Below are 17615 nucleotides of genomic sequence, written 5' to 3' on the forward strand. Positions count from 1 at the left end.
CTACGGTGTAGTAGGCAGCTGGAGCGAGGATATCGGCGAACATGGCGAGCAACTGACGCGCGGCGGGGAGGACCACCCCCTCACCCATGACGACATACTTGCCGCAATCGAGACCGGCGGTCAGCTGATCTGCCATCCCGCAGCCATGTTCCGGCGCGACATCGTGCTCGCGGTCGGCGGCTATCACTCCGCTTTCCGCCACTGCGAGGACCTCGACCTCTGGCTGCGGCTCGCCAGCGTCACCCGGATGGGCAATATCCCCGAGCGGCTCGTAAGATATCGGCGCTATCCGGGACAGGTTTCGTCCCGCCATGCGACCGAACAGCAGATCGGCACCGCCATAGCCCGTTTGGCCTGGCAGGAGCGGCAGGCCGGGCACGGCGATCCCACCGCCCTGCTCGATCGGTTGCCTTCGATCGACGATCTCGATGCCCTGTTCGATCGCCCCGGCACCGCGCGGGCGGTTCGTGAGCAGGTCGCCCTGGGCCTGCTCTATTCCGCCGCCGCGCTGCGCGACGAGGGTTTCGAACTGCTGATGACCCACTTGCGCGAGGGCGGCCGGCGCGAGGGCATGTGGCGCACGGTGGCAAGGCTGGTGCGCTTCGGTGAGCCGATGCGGGCGCTGCGCCTTGCTGCGACGCTCACCAGGACAATGGCGACATGAAAACGGCGACGCCTACCTCATCCGGGCCCGAAAGCGGACGTGGCAGCGGAAGCGTGAAATCGGCAGCGTTATGGGCCGCCGCGAGCCAGTATTCGCAGTTCGCACTTCAGTTCATCACTTCGGTTCTGGTCTCCCGGTTTTTCCTGAAACCCGAAGAAATCGGCATGTTTTCCGTCGCACTGGCGACGGCGATGATCCTTTCGGTGATCCAGGATTTCGGCCTGACGCGCTATCTCGGCCGCCATCCGACCGCCGACGACGAGACGGTCCGACATTGCACCGTGATTGCAGTGGCCTTCTCGTTCCTGCTGGCCGCGCTGATCCTTGCGCTCGCATGGCCGGTTGCACGCTTCTATGGCGAGCCGCGACTGTTCCCCATTCTCGCGCTGATTGCCGCGTCGTACCTGCTCAATCCGTGGAGTGTGGTGCCGGTGGCCTTGCTGTCACGCCGGCTCGACTTTCGGGGGACGTTTCTCGTCAACGCGTCCGGTGCGTTCGCCAGCAGCGGCTGCGCGCTGACGCTTGCCGCACTTGGCTTTTCGGCGGAATCGCTGGCTTGGGCGATGATCGCGCAGGCAGCCGTCCGCGCGGTCATGGCGCAGATCCTGCGGCCGACCCGGCCCGGGCTGGGCCTCAATCCCGCGCGCCTGAAGGAAATCATCTCGTTCGGCTCGGGCAGCGCGCTGCTCTACCTTTCGGGCGGGATCGGGATGCGCACGCCGGACCTCATCGTCGGCCGCTTACAGGGCATGGCCGCGACCGGGCTGTTCAGCCGAGGCGTGGCGCTGGCATCGCAGCTCCATTACCTCGTCGCCGGCGCGGTCGGCTCGATCTACTATCCCACGTTCGCGCGGCTGCGTGACGAAGGGCGCGAACTGGGCCCTTACTACGAGCGGGTGGTGGCCGCGCATGGCGCCATCGTCTGGCCGGCCATGGCCCTGCTGGCCGTGCTGTCTCAGCCGGTGATCCTGCTGCTCTATGGCCCCGGCTGGGCGGGCGCCGCGCCGCTGCTGGCCTATGTCGCCATTGCCGAGTGCTGTTTCGTTGCCCTGCCCCTGCACATGGATCTGCCGATCCTGCTTGGGCACTTGCGCCGCCTGTTCTGGTTCAACCTTGCCGATACCGCGCTTTCGGTGGGCACGCTGATGGCCGGCGCGGCCATCGGGGTGGAAGCGGCGGCGGCCTCGCGCATCGTCTATGGCCTTGGCTGGCTGTGCATCTACGCCGGTTGGATGCAAAGGCTGGTCGGCTTCAGTTGGCGAGCGATACTGCGCACGTATGCGGCCAGTCTGAGTGTTGCATTGGTGACCGCCCTGCCCGCGCTTTGGGCGGTCACGTTCTGGCGAAGCCCGGCCACGCTTGGCTTCACCGGGCTGGTCGCGAGCGGCGCGCTGGGCGGGATTGCCTGGGTTCTGGCGATCGCTCTCCTGCGCCATCCCGCGCGCGCCGATCTGGCCGGAATGGCGCTCCATCTCATCCATCCGGTCATGTCCCGAATTCCCGCCTTCAAGCGACGGCAAAACGTGGTGAATTCGCCCGACTCGTGATATCATCGCTACCCGACAACAATCCGACGAAGCTCAAGCTTCGCGGGGAGGATGACATGATTGGCGGCGCACTTGCGCTGACGCTTTTGGTCGCCACACCGGCGATCTCAGGCGCCGCGTCCTCACCTGTAACGCCCGTGCCCGAAGTTCCCGGGACAATGGCGGACGACGACGATTCAACTGGCCAGACTCTCCGGACCGGAACCGATCGCGATGAGCGAATGACCGTGGCCGTCGCGGTGCAGGGGCAAGGGCCCTACCACTTCATGATCGACACCGGATCGCAGCAAACCGTGGTTTCGAGCGCGCTGGCCACTACTCTTGGGCTCACGTTGGGTCCGGCAGTGACGGTGGTGGGCATGGCAGGCTCCAGCGACGTAGCCACCGCGCGGTTGGAAACCTTCGCCATCGGCAACCGTGCCTTCCATGACCTGACCGTCCCGCTGCTGGAAGGGCAGAACATCGGCGCGGACGGCATCGTCGGTACTGACAGCCTGCAAGGCCAGCGCGTCACCCTGGACTTCGATCAGGGCACCATCGCGATCGCCCCGGCCCAGGAGACGCAGAACAACGGCTATGAGATCGTCGTCCACGCCCGCAAGCGCCTGGGCCGCCTCATCATGACCAATGCCATGATCGACGGCATCCGCGCCGATGTCGTCATCGACACCGGAGCGACCAGCGCGGTGGGCAACCTTGCCTTGCAGAAGGCCATGAGCAAGCAATTGGTGGGCACCGTCCGCCTTTCCAGCGTGACCGGAGAAGAGCTGGCCGCCGAACTGGTGATCGCCCACCGGCTCAAGATCGAGGATCTTTCGCTGACCAACGTGTCGATCGCCTTCGCCGATTCGCCGGCATTCAAGGAACTGGGGCTTGAGCGACGGCCGGCGATCTTCCTCGGCATGCGCGAATTGCGCGTGTTCAAGCGCATTGCCATCGATTTCTCGACCCGCAAGGTCCTGTTCGACCTGCCGGCCAACGTCGAACGACCTGACGATTTCCTGAGAAAGATTGCCTCCCGCGACCTTCGCACTAAATAGCGCGGATGCCGCCAGACACTTCCGTTAACTCCCCCGCCGCCCGCCATGATGGCTGGCGCACCCTCTTGCGCTTCATGCCGTACCTCTGGCCTGTCGGGAATCCGGCGTTGCGCTGGCGGATCGTCTGGGCCTGCCTGTTCATCCTGCTGTCCACCGCGACGCAGCTCGCCCTGCCCTATCTGATGAAATGGGCGGTCGACCTCATGGGCGCGACCGGCCCGAAGCTGGTGCAACTGGCGATGCTGACCGTGCTCGGCTATTCGGCCGGGCGCCTGTTGCAGGCGATCTTCGACAACGTGCGCAACATCGTGTTCGAGCGCGTGGGGCAGGACGCGACACGCGAACTGGCGGAGAACGTCTTCGCCCAGCTCCACCGCCTGTCGCTGCGCTTCCACCTCGCCCGCCGCACCGGCGAAGTGACCAAGACCATCGAACGCGGAACCAAGAGCATCGATACGATGCTCTACTTCATGCTGTTCAACATCGCGCCCACCATTCTGCAACTCGTGGCCGTCGCAGTGATCTTCTACGTGAATTTCGGGCCCGGCCTCGTCATCGCCACCGCAGTCGCCATCGCGGCCTATATCTGGGTGACGCGCACGATTACCGAATGGCGCACCAAGCTGCGCGAACAGATGAACCGGCTGGACGGGCAAGCGCTCGCCCGCGCGGTGGATTCCCTGCTCAATTACGAGACGGTGAAGTATTTCTCGGCGGAGCACCGCGAGGAAGCCCGCTATGCGCAGGCCACCCGCGCTTATGCCGAGGCGGCGGTGAAGAGCGAGAACTCGCTTGGCCTGCTCAACATCGCACAGGGCGTGGTGGTGAACCTGCTGATGGCAGGCGCCCTCGCCTATACGGTCTGGCAATGGTACCGAGGACAGGCAACCGCTGGCGAACTCGTCTTCGTGCAGACCTACCTGACCCAGCTGTTCCGCCCGCTCGACATGCTCGGCATGGTCTATCGCACGATCCGGCAGGGCCTGATCGACATGGCGGAGATGTTCCGCCTGCTCGACGAGCCGCAGGAAGTTTCGGACAAGCCCGGCGCCCCGGCACTGGTGATCCATCGCCCCTCGATCACGTTCGAAAACGTCGTGTTTGGCTACGAGCCCGATCGCGGCATCCTCAAGGGCCTGTCGTTCGACGTGCCCGCCGGACAGAACTTCGCCATCGTCGGCCCCTCCGGCGCGGGCAAGTCGACCATCGCGCGGCTGCTGTTCCGTTTCTACGATCCGCAGCAGGGCCGCATCCTGATCGACGGGCAGGACATCGCCGAAGTCTCGCAGGCCAGCCTGCGCGCCGCCATCGGCATCGTTCCGCAGGATTCGGTACTGTTCAACGACACCATCGGCTACAACATCGCCTATGGCCGCGACGATGCGACGCAGGAAGATGTCGAGAATGCCGCGCGCGGCGCTGCGCTGTTGGGGCTGATCGACCGCCTGCCGCAGGGCTACGACACTGAAGTCGGCGAGCGCGGCCTCAAGCTCTCGGGCGGCGAGAAGCAGCGCGTGGCCATCGCGCGTACCCTCGTGAAGAACCCGCCGATCCTGCTGCTGGACGAAGCCACCTCGGCGCTCGACACGCGGACGGAGCAGGACATCCTTGCGACGCTCCACCGCGTGTCGGAAAACCGCACCAGCCTGTCCATCGCCCACCGCCTGTCGACGATTGCCGATGCGGACCGGATTCTCGTGCTGAACGACGGGCAACTGGCCGAGAGCGGTACCCATGCGCAATTGCTGCGGCTCGACGGGCTCTACGCCGAAATGTGGGCGCGTCAGGCCGCCGAAGCGGAGGCGATGATCGAAGCGGCCGAGTGATCGGCGTGAGGGAATTGATTTAATTCGCTTCTGCCGGGGAGCTGACCTGGAGCATTTTCTAATCAGGTCGGACCACCTGATGACTCGGAAAATGCGACAAACCAAAAGTTTAGAGCGGTTGATCCGATGCAGTCGGATCAACCGCTCTTCTCCAGCGGCATGGCCGTAAAGGAAGCTCCTCTTCGCCCCGCCCGCTTCATCATCGAAGGCGGGGTTCGCCAGCCGGAAATCCGGATACCGGCACGCAAGTTCTGGTTTGGGCCGGTGTTCCTGTGTTTCTGGCTGACGCTGTGGACGTCCGGCGGCATCGCGGCGATCACCTCGCTGCTTGTTTCCCCTGAGCCCTTCCTTGTGGTCTGGCTCATTTTCTGGGCCTTGGGCTGGATCTTCGAAGCCGCTTCGATCCTCTGGCAATTCACCGGCTCGGAAGTGATCCGCGTGGATTCCGGGCGTCTTGTCCATGACTGGCGGATGTTCGGCTTCAGCCGGGAACGCGCCTATCCAATCAGCCAGTTGCGCCACATGAGGATCAATCGCGGGATGCCATTCGCCTTCAATTTCAATCGAGGACTGGGCGGTCCGCTGTTGTCCCGACGCGCGGGATGCATATCGTTCGACTACGGCGCGTCCACCATCCGCATGGGGCAGAGCATCGATGAGGCCGAGGGACGCCTGATCATCGAGCGACTGGCCCCGCTGCTGCCCGAAGGCACCGTGGACCGCTGATCCACGGCGCGCTTTCTCACTTCACCACATCAGCCTCGTGCCAGACCACAGCCTGCGCTGCCTTCATGCAGTTTTCGGCCGTATCCCACGAAAGCGAGGGCGAGCCGTAGAGCCGCCAGCCCTGCTCCAACGCCTCGGACACGCGCTCGCAAAAGGCGCGGTCATCCGCTCCGGTGAGCAGGCGGTAGATCGGGCGGTCTTCGGGCGTCTGGTACATGCGGTTTCGGGTCCTCTCTTGATGCGCGGCAGGCCTTGCGGCGGATCACTCTGGATTGCCGCGGGCCTTCGGCCCTCGCAATGACGAAGTGATGGAAGGAAAGGCAGTTCTGACGAAATTGTAATCCCGCTCGTCATTGCGGCAAACGGTACGACGACGCAATCCATGGCTTATGAGGCGCGACTTCCAGCCTGCCGTCTACATCATGGCGAACAGCCGCAACGGCACGATTTATGTCGGCGTCACATCAGACTTGCCAAAGCGGGCATGGGAACATCGCGAAGGCCTGATCGACGGCTTCACCAAGCGCTACGCCTGCAAACTGCTCGTCGCGTTCGAAGTGCATTCGACAATGGAACACGCCATCACGCGCGAGAAGCAGCTCAAAGCGGGATCGCGCCGAAAGAAACTCGCTCTGATCGAAGCCATGAACCCCCAATGGCGGGATCTGTTCGACGATATCGCCCGCTGACTAACGACAGAGCGTCGTCCACCCTCCCTTTCGTCATTGCGAGGGCCGAAGGCCCGCGGCAATCCAGAGCGACCTAGACCGACAGCAACTGTCACCCACCCGGATAACGCTCGAATTCCGGAACGCCGGTCGTATCCGTCATCCACGAAATGCGCTCCGCCACCTGAATATGCGCGCCAGGCGGCAGCGCCTCCGGATCGTCGAGCGTAGCGATCTGGATGTCGACCAGACCCGGAAGATATGCCTCGTTCGTGTACCACAGCCCCGTGCCGCAGCGCGGGCAGAAATGCCGCATGGCCGAGCCGCTGGAGTTGTACACCGCCACCTCGCCGCGCAGGGCTTCGAAGTCCGACGACTTGAACGCAGCCCATGCCACCACCGGCGCACCGGCGGACTTGCGGCAGTCTCCGCAGTGGCAGAACGCGGCGTGGAGCGGTTCACCCTCGACGCGGTAGCGCACGTCGCCGCACTGGCATCCACCTTCGAGCTTCATGACGATTCTCCCTATCTAAAGCGAAGCTAACCGATCGTAGGGAACATTCAAGGAACAAAAAAGGGCGCGGAGTTTCCCCCGCGCCCTTTGTCTGCCGCCGAAGCTTCCGCTTACAGGATATACTTCGAAAGATCCGCGTTGCCCGCCAGGCCTTCCAGCCTGTCGCGCACATAGGCCTCGTCGATCGTCACGGTCTCGCCCTTGCGGTCCTCTGCCTCGAAGCTGAGTTCCTCAAGCAGCTTTTCCATCACCGTCTGGAGACGGCGGGCGCCGATGTTCTCGACGCTCTCGTTCACCAGCGCGGCGATGCGGGCGATCTCGCTGACCGCGCCCGGCGTGATCTCCACCGCAACTTCCTCGGTGGCGAGCAGCGCCTTGTACTGCGTGACCAGATTCGCGCGCGTTTCCGAAAGGATGCGCACGAAGTCCTTCTCGGTCAGCGCCTTCAGCTCGACCCGGATCGGCAGGCGGCCCTGAAGTTCGGGCAGCATGTCACTCGGCTTGGCAACGTGGAACGCGCCCGAGGCGATGAAGAGCACGTGGTCGGTCTTCATCGGCCCGTACTTGGTGGCCACGGTCGTGCCCTCGATCAGCGGCAGCAGGTCGCGCTGCACGCCTTCGCGGCTTACCGAGCCGCCGCGCACGTCCGAGACGGCGATCTTGTCGATCTCGTCGAGGAAGACGATGCCGTTGGTCTCTGCATTCGCCAGCGCGGTGCGGGCGACATCGTCCTGATCCATGCGCTTTTCCGACTCTTCGTCGACCAGCTTGTCCCAGGCGTCGGGCACTTTCATCTTGCGACGCGTGAGCTTCTGGCCGCCGAAGGCCTTGCCCATGATATCCGACAGATTGATCATGCCGACCGATCCGCCCATGCCGGGGATCTCCATCGGCGCCGAGGGCGTATCCTCTACCTCGATCTCGACTTCGGTCTCGTTCATCGCGTTTTCGGTGATGCGCTGGTGGAACGAGGCGCGCGTCGCTTCCGAGGCATTTTCGCCAACAAGCGCATTGAGCAGGCGCTCCATCGCTGCCTTACTGGCCGCCTCGCGCACCGAATCACGGCGGCGTTCCTTCTCCAGCCGGATCGCTTCCTCAACGAGGTCGCGCGCGATCTGCTCCACGTCGCGGCCGACGTAGCCGACTTCGGTGAACTTGGTGGCTTCCACCTTCACGAAAGGCGCATCGGCCAGCTTGGCAAGGCGGCGGCTGATCTCGGTCTTGCCGCAGCCCGTCGGGCCGATCATGAGGATGTTCTTGGGCGTCACCTCGTCGCGCAGTTCAAGCGACAGGCGCTGGCGGCGCCAACGGTTGCGCAATGCAACGGCGACGGCCTTCTTGGCCTCGCTCTGGCCGACGATATGCTCGTCGAGCGCGCGGACGATGGCCTTGGGGGTCAGGTTGTCTTTCATGATGTCCCGAAAACTCAGATGGTCTCGACCGTGACACGGTCGTTGGTGAAGACGCAGATATCGGCGGCGACGGCCATGGCGCGGCGGGCGATCCGCTCGGCGTCCTCCTCGTATTCGTCCAGCGCGCGCGCGGCGGCCAGCGCATAGTTGCCGCCCGAGCCGATCGCGGTGATCCCGCCCTCAGGCTCCAGCACATCGCCATTGCCGGTGAGGACCAGCAGGGTCTCCTCGTCGGCGACGATCATCAGGGCTTCGAGATTGCGCAGGAACTTGTCGGTCCGCCAGTCCTTCGCTAGTTCGACGGCGGCGCGCATCAGTTGGCCGCGATGCTGTTCAAGCTTGCGCTCCAGCCGCTCGAAAAGCGTGAAGGCGTCGGCCGTGGCGCCTGCGAAACCGGCGATGACGCTGCCACCCTCGCCGATGCGGCGCACCTTGCGCGCATTGGGCTTCATGACCGTGTTGCCCATGGAGACCTGTCCGTCACCGGCAATGACGGTCTTGCCGCCCTTTTTCACGCCGATGATGGTTGTTCCGTGCCACTGGATCAGGCCGTGGCTCGCCCCGCTATTGTCCATGGGGGCGGATATATGGTGGCGCGCCCCGCGTTCAAGCGGTCGGGCGCTGTCCGCAAACGAAAATGCCCGCGGAATCGCCGTGCGACCCCGCGGGCATTTCAAGTCGATCCCCATAAAGGACCGCTACGGAATCAGCTGCCGTTCGGGCCCGGGCCCTGGGGCTGCTGCGGGCCGCCCATGCCGGCGGCACCGACCGTGCCGATATTGCCGAACAGATCTTCGAGCAGGCCGCGATGACGGCCGAGCGTGGGCGTCTTGTCGCCATCGGGGCTGATCCGCGCCACGTCTTCCATACCGGCCTTGTCGACGCCGAGGACATTGCCCGCCGCATCGAAGCGGACGCGCAGGATCGTTTCCTGCGCGGTGCGCGGACGGCCGAACGGCGGCGTCTTCACCAGTTGCGAGACGTAATAGTAGTCCTTCTCGCCGAACTGGCTCACGAAAGTCGGGCGGCCAAGGGTTTTTTCCACAGACTGCCGGTTGTCGATCCCCGGAGAGACCGAATCGAGCAGCGTCTGGTCGATCAGGTAACCGCGATGGTCCCTGATGGACGTGCAGCCCCCCGTCAGCGCCGCAAGCGCCAGAACGACACCTGCCGCCTTGGCTTTACGGCGAGAGCCGTGACCAGAACCGCGCATTTTCCCACTCCAATTCACGGGGCCGGTCCGCTCCGGCCATTGCCTGCCGGTGCGAGAGCCATATATCGACCCGAAATAACGGTACCGAGCCTTAGGGCCCAGCGGCTTGTCGCGCAATGGGCGTTGGGGCAGCTTGATTGAATTGCCCATGAACGATGCCTGCAAGCACAAGCGGGCGACGAGGGGCGCGAGGAAAGGCCCGAATATAGTGACGCTGCTCTCCCGCCTGATCGGCAAACGCCCCGATGCAACGCAAGTGCGCCGCGATGCCGTTCGCCCGCTGTGGCACCGCGTGGTCGAGATTGCCCGCGAAAAACCGTGGTATGCGGAATATGGCGTGGCCGATTCCGTCGGCGGCCGTTTTGACGCGGTGACGCTGGTGCTGGCGATCGTCATCCTGCGCATGGAGCGGGACGACGACCTGATCGATCCCGCCGCGCGCCTGACCGAGCTGTTCGTCAGCGACATGGACGGACAGCTTCGCCAGTCCGGCGTGGGCGATCTGGTGGTCGGCAAGCACATGGGCAAGCTGATGAGCGCGCTCGGCGGCCGAATCGGTGCGCTGCGCGAAGCGTTTCCCGAAGGCGATGCCGCACTGGCCCAAGTGCTGGAACGCAATGTAACCCTGCGCGAGGGCGCCGATGCTGCCGTGCTGGTGGCTCCGATCAAGGCGCTTGCCGCCGGGATCGACGCGCTTTCGGCCGAAGACCTGCTTGCCGCAAGGATCCCAAGATGAGCGAACACCACCCCACTCCCGCCGAATTCACCCCCGAATTCTCCCGCCGTCTCGATATCCGACAGGCCGAAGGCAAGGACGCCCACCTCGAAGCGAGCGAAGCCGAGCGCGACGCGCTGTCGCAGCGTTTCGGCCTTGTCCGGATCGACAGTCTTTCGGCCGATCTCGAACTCACCCGCAAGGATCGCAAGGTTGAGGCGCGCGGCACTATCCGCGCCGAATTCATCCAGTCCTGCGCGGTCTCGGCCGAGGATCTGAACGTCTCGGTAAACGAGCCGTTGTTCTTCCGCTTCGTCCCTGAGGCGAACGGCCACACCCCTGACGAGGAAATCGAACTCGACGCCAGCGATTGCGACGAGATCGAATATGCCGGCTCGCATATCGACCTTGGCGAAGCCGTGGCGCAGAGCCTCGCGCTCGCCATCGATCCGTTCCTCACCGGCCCCGATGCCGACGCCGCGCGCAAGGCGGCCGGGATCGGCACGCCCGAGGACAGCGGACCTTTCGCCGCGCTCAAGGCGCTGAAGCGGGACGACTGATCCAGGGCCCACCAGGTAGGTGCGGGGCCGAGAGGTTGCCAAGAAGCGGGGCCCCCGCCTTCGCGGGGACGACGGGTGTGCAAGACTGACGGCTCATGCCCGAATGAATTCGCAGTCGAATGACCGCGCCGCTTCAGGGGCATAGCTGCCGCGCCCGATATCCCGGCCCGCCATCAGCCTCGCCGCCGCGAAGGCGGGGCCCCGCTCCCTTTAAACCTCTCGGTCCGGAAACGAAATCGGCCCTACCTACCTGCCAATTGGGTACCCCGCCTAAGCACTTGAAGAAAACCTCGATTGCATTGAAAAGGAAGAGGCTGGGGTACCTTGGAGGTTCGCATGCGCGCTGACAGACTTTTCTTTCTCGTGCCGTCCTTGCTGCTCATCTCCGCTGCCGCCCAAGGGCAACCGGCCCCGCCGCATCCGGCGCAAGTTCAGCATCCCCCCGCCCCTCCGCCAGTGGGTGAGATCATCATCTACCGGGATCGCAATTTCAGCGGCCCGGCCGTCAGCATCCGGCAGGACAAGCCGAATCTCGGCCTCAAGTGGACGGTCGGTTCGGCGCGGGTACGCGGCGGCACCTGGGAACTGTGCGAACGGCCGAACCATCAAGGCGCCTGCCTCACGCTGTCCGCCGACAACGGCAACCTCGGGCAACGCCGGGTGCAGAGCGTAGTGGGAACCCGCGCGAACGCATGGCGCGAGCTTGGCGGCGCCGATATCACCCGCACCGGCTCGTCCCGCACGGTCATCCGCGCGCGCGGCTATCCAAGGCTCTGGGCGGTCCGTCTCTGCGCCGGCCAGAGCCCGGTCCGGTTCAGCGGCGCGCGGGCCTTCTTCACGAATGGCCGGTACGAGGCGCTCAAGGTGCCTCCCCAGCTTGCCGGCAATGCTTGCACGGGAGCGCTGGCCTTCGCGGCGCGGCGGAACCTGTCTTATGTGGAAGTGACGGCGTCCACCGCGAATGTCACGGCCCGGGCGCATATCCGGCTGGAAGGCCGCTGAGGCCGCCTCTCTGGGTGAGGCGGCCGGCCATGTCGTTTCAGGTCACGTCCATCGCATAGCCCGCCGCACGGACGGTGCGGATCGGGTCGGTGTCGTTGGCGCGGTTGATCGCCTTGCGCAGGCGGCGGATGTGAACGTCCACCGTGCGCTCGTCGATGTCCGAGTCCATGCCCCAGACGCCGTCGAGGATCTGCTGGCGAGAGACGACGCGGTTCGGGCGTTCCATGAAATAGCGCAGCAGGCGGAACTCGGTAGGACCAAGGTGCAGCGCCTCGCCGCCGCGGCGAACGCGGTGGCTGGTGACATCAAGTTCGATATCGCCCCACTGGAGCACGCTGCCCGCCAGTGACGGTCGTGCGCGGCGCAGCAGCGCCTCGATACGGGCAAGCAGTTCGCGCGGGGAAAACGGCTTGGTCACATAATCGTCCGCGCCGGTCTTGAAGCCGCGGATCATGTCCTCTTCCTCACCGCGCGCGGTGAGCATAAGGATCGGGATCTGCGCAGTTTCCTTGTCCTTGCGGAGCTGGCGGCAGACTTCGATGCCGGGCACGTGCTCGATCATCCAGTCGAGGATGATCGCGTCAGGGTGCTGTTCCTGCACCATCAGCAGCGCTTCCTCGCCATCGCCGGTGCTGCGCACCTGATAGCCTTCGGCGCTGAGGTTCCAGGTGAGCAGTTCGCAAAGCGCGCGGTCGTCCTCGACCACCAGTACGGATGGGTTCACGGCAGGTCCCTCGTATCGTCGGTCTGGCTCTCGCGCTCGGCATAGTATTCGCCGGTGGCGGCGTAATAGACCATCTCGGCCACGTTAGTGGCATGGTCGCCGATGCGCTCAAGGTTGCGGGCGATGAACAGCAATTGCGCGGCGCTGGTGATCGTTGCCGGGTTTTCCATCATGTGGGTCAGCAGCGAGCGGAACAGCGTGTTGTAGAACTGGTCCAGCTTGGCATCGCGGCGGATCACTTCCTGCGCCAGCGCGGCATCGCGCGAACCGTAGGCGTTGAGCACGTCGCGGACCATGCTTTCGGCAATCTCCGCCATCATCGGCACCAGCGAGATCGGCTCGATCTTGCCGCGTCCTTCGACGGCGTTGACGCGCTTGGCGATGTTCTTGGCATAGTCGCCGATGCGCTCGATCACGCCGGAGATCTTGAGCGCGGCGATCACGTCGCGCAGATCGTCTGCCATCGGCGCGCGCAAGGCGATCGTGCGCACGGCAAGACGGTCCACTTCGGCTTCCAGCGCATCGAGGCGGGCGTCGGCGGCGACGACTTGCGCGGCCAGATCCTCGTCATGCTGGGTCAGCGCGATGATCGCATCGCGGATCGCGACTTCGGCGAGGCCGCCCATTTCGGCAACGAGGCCGCGAAGCTGCCCGATCTCGCTGTCGAAGGCCTTTACGGTGTGGTCAACCATGGATCTTGTCCTGTTCCCTGTCTTCGCCGTCAGCCGTAGCGACCGGTGATGTAGTCCTTGGTCTTCTCTTCACGCGGGGTGGTGAAGATCTGACTCGTGTCCCCGTATTCCACCAGGTTGCCGAGGTGGAAGAACGCCGTGCGCTGCGAAACGCGGGCCGCCTGCTGCATCGAGTGGGTGACGATGACGATGGCGTAAGTGTCCTTCAGCTCATCGATCAGTTCCTCGATACGCGCGGTGGCGATCGGGTCGAGCGCGGAGCACGGCTCGTCCATCAGGATCACTTCGGGGCTGACGGCAATGGCGCGGGCGATGCACAGGCGCTGCTGCTGGCCGCCCGACAGCGCGGTGCCGGGTTCTTGCAGGCGGTCCTTCACTTCATCCCACAGGCCCGCCTTGGCGAGCGAGCTTTCGACGATCCCGTCCATGTCCGCCTTCGACGGGGCAAGTCCGTGGATGCGCGGGCCGTAAGCGACGTTCTCGTAGATCGACTTCGGGAACGGGTTCGGCTTCTGGAACACCATGCCGACGCGGGCGCGCAGGGCCACCGGGTCCATCGTCGGCGCGTAGATATCCTCGCCGTCGAGCAGGATCTCGCCGGTGACGCGGGCGTCGGCGATGGTGTCGTTCATGCGGTTGAGCGAGCGCAGGAAGGTCGACTTGCCGCAGCCCGACGGGCCGATGAAAGCGGTGACGATGCCGTTGTCGATAGCGATCGAAACGTCATTGATGGCCTTCTTGGCCCCGTAATAGACGTCGACGTTGCGGGCGGTGAGTTTGGTTTCGGTCATGTCCCTACCAGCGAACTTCGAACTTGTTTCGAAGGTAAATAGCCAGGCCGTTCATCGCCAGCAGGAAGACCAGCAGGACGATGATGGCCGCGGAAGTGTTCCGGATGAAACCGGAATTGATCTCGTCGGACCACAGGAAGATCTGCATCGGCAGCACGCTGGCCGGATCGGTGATCCCGCCCGGCGGGGTGACGACGAAGGCGCGCATGCCGATCATCAGCAGCGGCGCGGTCTCGCCCAGCGCGCGGGCCATGCCGATGATGGTGCCGGTAAGGATACCCGGCAGCGCCAGCGGCAGGACATGGTGGAACACCGTCTGCACCTTGCTGGCGCCCACCGCCAGCGCGGCGTCGCGGATCGAGGGCGGCACCGCCTTGATGGCATTGCGGCCGGAAATGACGATGACCGGCATCGTCATCAGCGCCAGCGTCAACCCGCCGACCAGCGGCGAACTGCGCGGCATGCCGATCGTGTTGATGAACACCGCAAGACCAAGCAGACCGAAGATGATCGACGGCACGGCGGCAAGGTTGTTGATCGACACCTCGATCCACTCGATCCAGCGGGCGCGCGGGGCGAACTCCTCCAGATAAACGGCGGCCAGCACGCCCATCGGGAACGAGAGCAGCAGCGTGACGAGCATCGTCAGCAGCGAGCCCTTGGTCGCGCCCCAGACACCGGCGACGCTGGGGTCGGTGGAATCCGAGCCGGTAAGGAAGGTCCAGCTCAGCCCGCTGAGGCCGTTCTTGAGCATGATGACCAGCAGCAGCGCCAGGAAGGCAAGGCTGAGGGCGATCGCGCCAAGGCCGATCAGCTTGAAGCGGCGTTCGGCGGCGTTGCGGCGGGCAATGCGCCGCGCGGCCTCCGGCGTTTGCCAGCGTGCGTTACTCATAAGCTTCCCGGAAGCGCTTCACGACCCTGAGGGCAATGATGTTGAGGACGAGGGTAACGATGAACAGCACCAGACCCAGCGCGAAGGCGGAGAGCGTCTTGGGGCTGTTGAACTCCTGATCGCCGGTCAGCATCTGGACGATCTGATAGGTGACCGTGGTCATCGAGGCGAAGGGGTTCAGCGAAAGATTGGCGGCGGCACCCGCGGCCATGACCACGATCATGGTCTCGCCGATGGCGCGGCTGATTGCCAGCATCACGCCAGCGACGATGCCGGGCAGTGCGGCGGGCAGCAGCACTTTCTTGATCGTTTCCGACTTGGTGGCGCCCAGCGCCAGCGAACCGTCGCTCATCGCGCGGGGCACGGCGGCAAGCGCGTCGTCCGCCATCGAGGAGACGAAGGGAATGATCATCACGCCCATCACCACACCGGCGGCCAGCGCACTCTCGGTCGAGGGGTTGGCCATGCCGATCGCGGCGGCGAAATCGCGGAAGATCGGCGCCACGGTGAGCGCGGCGAAGTAGCCATAGACCACCGTCGGGATGCCCGCGAGGATCTCCAGCATCGGCTTCAGCCACTTGCGCACGTTGGACGTGGCATATTGCGTGAGATAGATCGCGCTCATCAGGCCGAGCGGGATGGCAACGATCATCGCGATGATCGCACCGATATAGATCGTGCCCCAGAACAGCGGCACCGCGCCGAAGCTGTCCTGAAGGTTGGCGCCGCGCGCATTGCCGGGCGCCCAGTGGGTGCCGGTGAGGAACGTGATCGGCGAGACGTCCTTGAAGAACAGCCCGGCCTCGAACACCAGCGAGCCGACGATGCCGAACGTCGTCAGGATCGCCATCAGCGAGGCCAGCAGCAGCACCACCATGACCGCGCGCTCGACCCGGCTGCGCGCCGGGAAATTGGCGCGGACCTTGGTGAAAGCCCAGCCGCCGCCCGCGAAGGCGACGATCAGCACCAGCACCGCGCCGATCAGGCCGAAGCGCTGGTGTGCGGCGCGGACCGGTTCGGACAGGGACTGCGACAGCGGGTTGAACGCCGCCTGCCCCGGATTGTCGGCCAGTGCCTTGGCTTCCGCGAGAATGGAGGCGCGGCTCATCGAATCGGCCGGGAGCTGCGCGGCGGCAGGATCGGCCATGACCGCGCCATCGACGAGGCCCGGCATGATCGCCATCCACGCGCCCCAGGCGATCAGCGCCGGAACGAGAATCCACAGCAGCACGTGCCAGCCGTGGTAAACCGGCATCGATTGCAGCGAGCCGCGCCCTGTGTGAAGCAGCCGGGCCCGGCCCCGTGCGGCAAACCAGCCGACGAGACCGAGGCCGAGAACGGCCAGAAGCACTCCAGTGAGTATCATGAGGCCGTTCCGGCGCCTTTCCTGTCGTGCGGGATTACTTGAGGTCCGCGGGGTTGAGCGGGGTCATGTTGGCGACGATGGCCGCGCTCTTGGTGCGCACGTCCTCGGGCGAGATCACCATGCCCTTCGGCTTCAGGTAGCCGTCCGGACCCCAGGCCTTGGTCCACTCGGTGATGTAGCCCTGAAGGCCCTTGATCGGGGCGAGGTGCTGCTTCTTGATGTAGATGAACAGCGGACGCGCACCCGGATAGGTGAAGTTCGCGATCGTGTCGTAGGTCGGCTCGATGCCCGACATCGGGATGCCGCGGATGGTCTTGGCGTTCTCTTCCAGGAACGAGTAGCCGAAGATGCCGATCGCCTTGGGATTCTGCGAGATCTTCTGGACGATCAGGTTGTCGTTCTCACCGGCGTCGACATAGGGACCATCCTCGCGGATGTCGTGGCAGGCCGCCTCGAACTTGTCCTTGTCGGTGTCCTTGAGCGCGACCATCGCGGGATCGGTCTTGCAGCCGGCTTCAAGGATCAGTTCCTTCAGCGCGTCACGCGTGCCCGAAGTCGAGGGCGGACCGTAGACGAGGATCGGCTCGTTCGGGAGCGACGGGTTCACGTCCTTCCAGGTCTTGGCGGTGTTGGGCTTGCCGAACGGATTGGCGGCCAGCGCCTTGTAGATGTCCGTGGGCGTGAGCTTCATGCCCGGGCCGTTCTGCGATTCGGCGAAGGCGATGCCGTCGATGCCGACCTGGACTTCGACGATGTCGGTCACGCCGTTCTTCTGGCACTCGTCATATTCGGACTTCTTCATCCGGCGCGAGGCGTTTTCGATATCGGGGTGCTGGGCGCCGACGCCGGCGCAGAACAGCTTCATGCCCGCGCCCGTGCCGGTCGATTCGATGACCGGCGACTTGCCGCCGGCCTTGGCGAACTGCTCAGCAACCGCCGTGGCGAAGGGATAGACGGTCGAGGAACCGACCGCGCGCACGAAGTCGCGCGAGCCGGACGAGGAGCCGCCCGAACCGCCGCAACCGGCAAGAGCCATGGCGGAGGCCGCAACGATGAGGAAGGTCTTAGTGGAACGCATGATGTCACCCCTTGGGCTTCAAGTGTGGCTTGCCCACTATTGGGCTACAATGACACTTCCATGACAAAAAAGTGACATTGTTCTCGGCTCGACGAAATTGCTGGAAAACCGGGCGTTTTTCCCGGGGTCTGTCAGAATAAATACGGCCGGTGGAACGGCTGTCCGGCGATTGCGATGGCCCCCGA

At 64.7% G+C, this 17615-nt stretch carries 19 protein-coding genes and 1 pseudogene (1 of these 20 cut by a window edge); 9 read left to right on the forward strand and 11 right to left on the reverse strand.

Annotated elements, in window-relative coordinates:
• The 5 genes from AC1VVM_RS01355 to AC1VVM_RS01375 all read left to right on the forward strand — a co-directional run.
• A protein-coding gene (locus tag AC1VVM_RS01355; RefSeq protein ID WP_482955649.1) for a glycosyltransferase crosses the window boundary here: on the forward strand, positions 1-664 show its 3' portion. Its footprint begins 338 nt before the window's first position; 664 of the gene's 1002 nt are visible here — the last part of the coding sequence; the start codon falls outside the window, past its left edge; the stop codon is at positions 662-664.
• Entirely contained in the window at positions 661-2211 is a 1551-nt protein-coding gene (locus AC1VVM_RS01360) for an oligosaccharide flippase family protein (RefSeq protein ID WP_482955650.1), read from the forward strand. Before AC1VVM_RS01355 ends, AC1VVM_RS01360 begins: the two co-directional genes overlap by 4 nt.
• Positions 2212-2267: 56 nt before the next feature.
• On the forward strand, positions 2268-3251 hold the full coding sequence (locus AC1VVM_RS01365; RefSeq protein WP_482904942.1) for an aspartyl protease family protein: 984 nt from the start codon (positions 2268-2270) through the stop codon (positions 3249-3251).
• Positions 3252-3256: 5 nt separating this feature from the next.
• Positions 3257-5077, forward strand: coding sequence for an ABCB family ABC transporter ATP-binding protein/permease (locus tag AC1VVM_RS01370; RefSeq protein WP_482904943.1), 1821 nt, complete (start codon positions 3257-3259; stop codon positions 5075-5077).
• Between the two features lie 126 nt (positions 5078-5203).
• Entirely contained in the window at positions 5204-5803 is a 600-nt protein-coding gene (locus AC1VVM_RS01375; protein ID WP_482955651.1) for a hypothetical protein, read from the forward strand.
• 16 nt (positions 5804-5819) lie between these two features.
• Here the strand turns inward: AC1VVM_RS01375 and AC1VVM_RS01380 are convergent, their stop codons facing one another.
• Complete coding sequence (locus tag AC1VVM_RS01380) at positions 5820-6020, reverse strand: DUF1737 domain-containing protein (RefSeq protein WP_482904945.1); 201 nt, start codon at positions 6018-6020, stop codon at positions 5820-5822.
• A 172-nt stretch (positions 6021-6192) separates the two neighbouring features.
• On the opposite strand from AC1VVM_RS01380, the gene AC1VVM_RS01385 reads away from it, so the two are divergent.
• On the forward strand, positions 6193-6492 hold the full coding sequence (locus AC1VVM_RS01385) for a GIY-YIG nuclease family protein (RefSeq protein WP_482904946.1): 300 nt from the start codon (positions 6193-6195) through the stop codon (positions 6490-6492).
• A 91-nt stretch (positions 6493-6583) separates the two neighbouring features.
• Here the strand turns inward: AC1VVM_RS01385 and AC1VVM_RS01390 are convergent, their stop codons facing one another.
• The 4 genes from AC1VVM_RS01390 to AC1VVM_RS01405 form a co-directional block, all read right to left on the reverse strand.
• Entirely contained in the window at positions 6584-6985 is a 402-nt protein-coding gene (locus tag AC1VVM_RS01390) for a GFA family protein (protein WP_482904947.1), read from the reverse strand.
• A gap of 110 nt (positions 6986-7095) precedes the next feature.
• Positions 7096-8397: an ATP-dependent protease ATPase subunit HslU gene (gene hslU, locus AC1VVM_RS01395; RefSeq protein ID WP_482904948.1), complete on the reverse strand. Its 1302-nt coding sequence runs from the start codon at positions 8395-8397 to the stop codon at positions 7096-7098.
• A 14-nt stretch (positions 8398-8411) separates the two neighbouring features.
• The gene (gene hslV / locus AC1VVM_RS01400; protein ID WP_132390522.1) at positions 8412-8972 is read right to left on the reverse strand and encodes an ATP-dependent protease subunit HslV; all 561 of its coding nucleotides are present in this window, start codon (positions 8970-8972) and stop codon (positions 8412-8414) included.
• 131 nt (positions 8973-9103) lie between these two features.
• Positions 9104-9610, reverse strand: coding sequence for an outer membrane protein assembly factor BamE (locus tag AC1VVM_RS01405; RefSeq protein ID WP_482904949.1), 507 nt, complete (start codon positions 9608-9610; stop codon positions 9104-9106).
• Between the two features lie 208 nt (positions 9611-9818).
• Between AC1VVM_RS01405 and AC1VVM_RS01410 the strand changes: the two genes are divergently transcribed.
• The 3 genes from AC1VVM_RS01410 to AC1VVM_RS01420 all read left to right on the forward strand — a co-directional run bounded on the left by AC1VVM_RS01410 (position 9819) and on the right by AC1VVM_RS01420 (position 11887).
• Positions 9819-10346 (forward strand): ubiquinol-cytochrome C chaperone family protein, encoded by a 528-nt coding sequence (locus AC1VVM_RS01410; protein WP_482904950.1) that lies wholly within the window; start codon positions 9819-9821, stop codon positions 10344-10346.
• Positions 10343-10885, forward strand: coding sequence for a YceD family protein (locus tag AC1VVM_RS01415; protein ID WP_132390516.1), 543 nt, complete (start codon positions 10343-10345; stop codon positions 10883-10885). Before AC1VVM_RS01410 ends, AC1VVM_RS01415 begins: the two co-directional genes overlap by 4 nt.
• Positions 10886-11221: 336 nt before the next feature.
• Complete coding sequence (locus tag AC1VVM_RS01420; RefSeq protein ID WP_482955652.1) at positions 11222-11887, forward strand: beta/gamma crystallin-related protein; 666 nt, start codon at positions 11222-11224, stop codon at positions 11885-11887.
• A gap of 37 nt (positions 11888-11924) precedes the next feature.
• Here AC1VVM_RS01420 and phoB read toward each other — a convergent pair whose 3' ends face one another.
• The 6 genes and pseudogenes from phoB to AC1VVM_RS01450 form a co-directional block, all read right to left on the reverse strand.
• Positions 11925-12611 (reverse strand): phosphate regulon transcriptional regulator PhoB, encoded by a 687-nt coding sequence (gene phoB / locus AC1VVM_RS01425; protein ID WP_482904952.1) that lies wholly within the window; start codon positions 12609-12611, stop codon positions 11925-11927.
• Complete coding sequence (gene phoU, locus AC1VVM_RS01430; RefSeq protein ID WP_132390510.1) at positions 12608-13303, reverse strand: phosphate signaling complex protein PhoU; 696 nt, start codon at positions 13301-13303, stop codon at positions 12608-12610. The genes phoB and phoU overlap by 4 nt, the downstream gene beginning before the upstream one ends.
• Positions 13304-13332: 29 nt before the next feature.
• The gene (gene pstB / locus AC1VVM_RS01435; protein ID WP_132390508.1) at positions 13333-14094 is read right to left on the reverse strand and encodes a phosphate ABC transporter ATP-binding protein PstB; all 762 of its coding nucleotides are present in this window, start codon (positions 14092-14094) and stop codon (positions 13333-13335) included.
• A gap of 4 nt (positions 14095-14098) precedes the next feature.
• Positions 14099-14908, reverse strand: a pseudogene (pstA, locus tag AC1VVM_RS01440) (phosphate ABC transporter permease PstA); the annotation flags it as partial.
• A gap of 70 nt (positions 14909-14978) precedes the next feature.
• Positions 14979-16352: a phosphate ABC transporter permease subunit PstC gene (gene pstC, locus AC1VVM_RS01445; RefSeq protein ID WP_482904953.1), complete on the reverse strand. Its 1374-nt coding sequence runs from the start codon at positions 16350-16352 to the stop codon at positions 14979-14981.
• Positions 16353-16386: 34 nt separating this feature from the next.
• Positions 16387-17430 (reverse strand): substrate-binding domain-containing protein, encoded by a 1044-nt coding sequence (locus AC1VVM_RS01450; RefSeq protein ID WP_132390502.1) that lies wholly within the window; start codon positions 17428-17430, stop codon positions 16387-16389.
• Positions 17431-17615 lie beyond the last annotated feature (185 nt).

The organism is Novosphingobium sp. BL-S-33 (assembly GCF_056857025.1).

Bases quoted from the DNA above. Each gene is read 5' to 3' on its own strand.
- pstC (WP_482904953.1), bottom strand. From the start codon at position 16,352: ATGATACTCACTGGAGTGCTTCTGGCCGTTCTCGGCCTCGGTCTCGTC.
- AC1VVM_RS01380 (WP_482904945.1), bottom strand. From the start codon at position 6,020: ATGTACCAGACGCCCGAAGACCGCCCGATCTACCGCCTGCTCACCGGA.
- AC1VVM_RS01385 (WP_482904946.1), top strand. From the start codon at position 6,193: ATGAGGCGCGACTTCCAGCCTGCCGTCTACATCATGGCGAACAGCCGC.
- phoU (WP_132390510.1), bottom strand. From the start codon at position 13,303: ATGGTTGACCACACCGTAAAGGCCTTCGACAGCGAGATCGGGCAGCTT.
- AC1VVM_RS01450 (WP_132390502.1), bottom strand. From the start codon at position 17,430: ATGCGTTCCACTAAGACCTTCCTCATCGTTGCGGCCTCCGCCATGGCT.
- AC1VVM_RS01360 (WP_482955650.1), top strand. From the start codon at position 661: ATGAAAACGGCGACGCCTACCTCATCCGGGCCCGAAAGCGGACGTGGC.
- AC1VVM_RS01390 (WP_482904947.1), bottom strand. From the start codon at position 6,985: ATGAAGCTCGAAGGTGGATGCCAGTGCGGCGACGTGCGCTACCGCGTC.
- AC1VVM_RS01420 (WP_482955652.1), top strand. From the start codon at position 11,222: ATGCGCGCTGACAGACTTTTCTTTCTCGTGCCGTCCTTGCTGCTCATC.
- AC1VVM_RS01365 (WP_482904942.1), top strand. From the start codon at position 2,268: ATGATTGGCGGCGCACTTGCGCTGACGCTTTTGGTCGCCACACCGGCG.
- hslV (WP_132390522.1), bottom strand. From the start codon at position 8,972: ATGGACAATAGCGGGGCGAGCCACGGCCTGATCCAGTGGCACGGAACA.
- pstB (WP_132390508.1), bottom strand. From the start codon at position 14,094: ATGACCGAAACCAAACTCACCGCCCGCAACGTCGACGTCTATTACGGG.
- AC1VVM_RS01405 (WP_482904949.1), bottom strand. From the start codon at position 9,610: ATGCGCGGTTCTGGTCACGGCTCTCGCCGTAAAGCCAAGGCGGCAGGT.
- AC1VVM_RS01415 (WP_132390516.1), top strand. From the start codon at position 10,343: ATGAGCGAACACCACCCCACTCCCGCCGAATTCACCCCCGAATTCTCC.
- AC1VVM_RS01375 (WP_482955651.1), top strand. From the start codon at position 5,204: ATGCAGTCGGATCAACCGCTCTTCTCCAGCGGCATGGCCGTAAAGGAA.
- AC1VVM_RS01370 (WP_482904943.1), top strand. From the start codon at position 3,257: ATGCCGCCAGACACTTCCGTTAACTCCCCCGCCGCCCGCCATGATGGC.
- hslU (WP_482904948.1), bottom strand. From the start codon at position 8,397: ATGAAAGACAACCTGACCCCCAAGGCCATCGTCCGCGCGCTCGACGAG.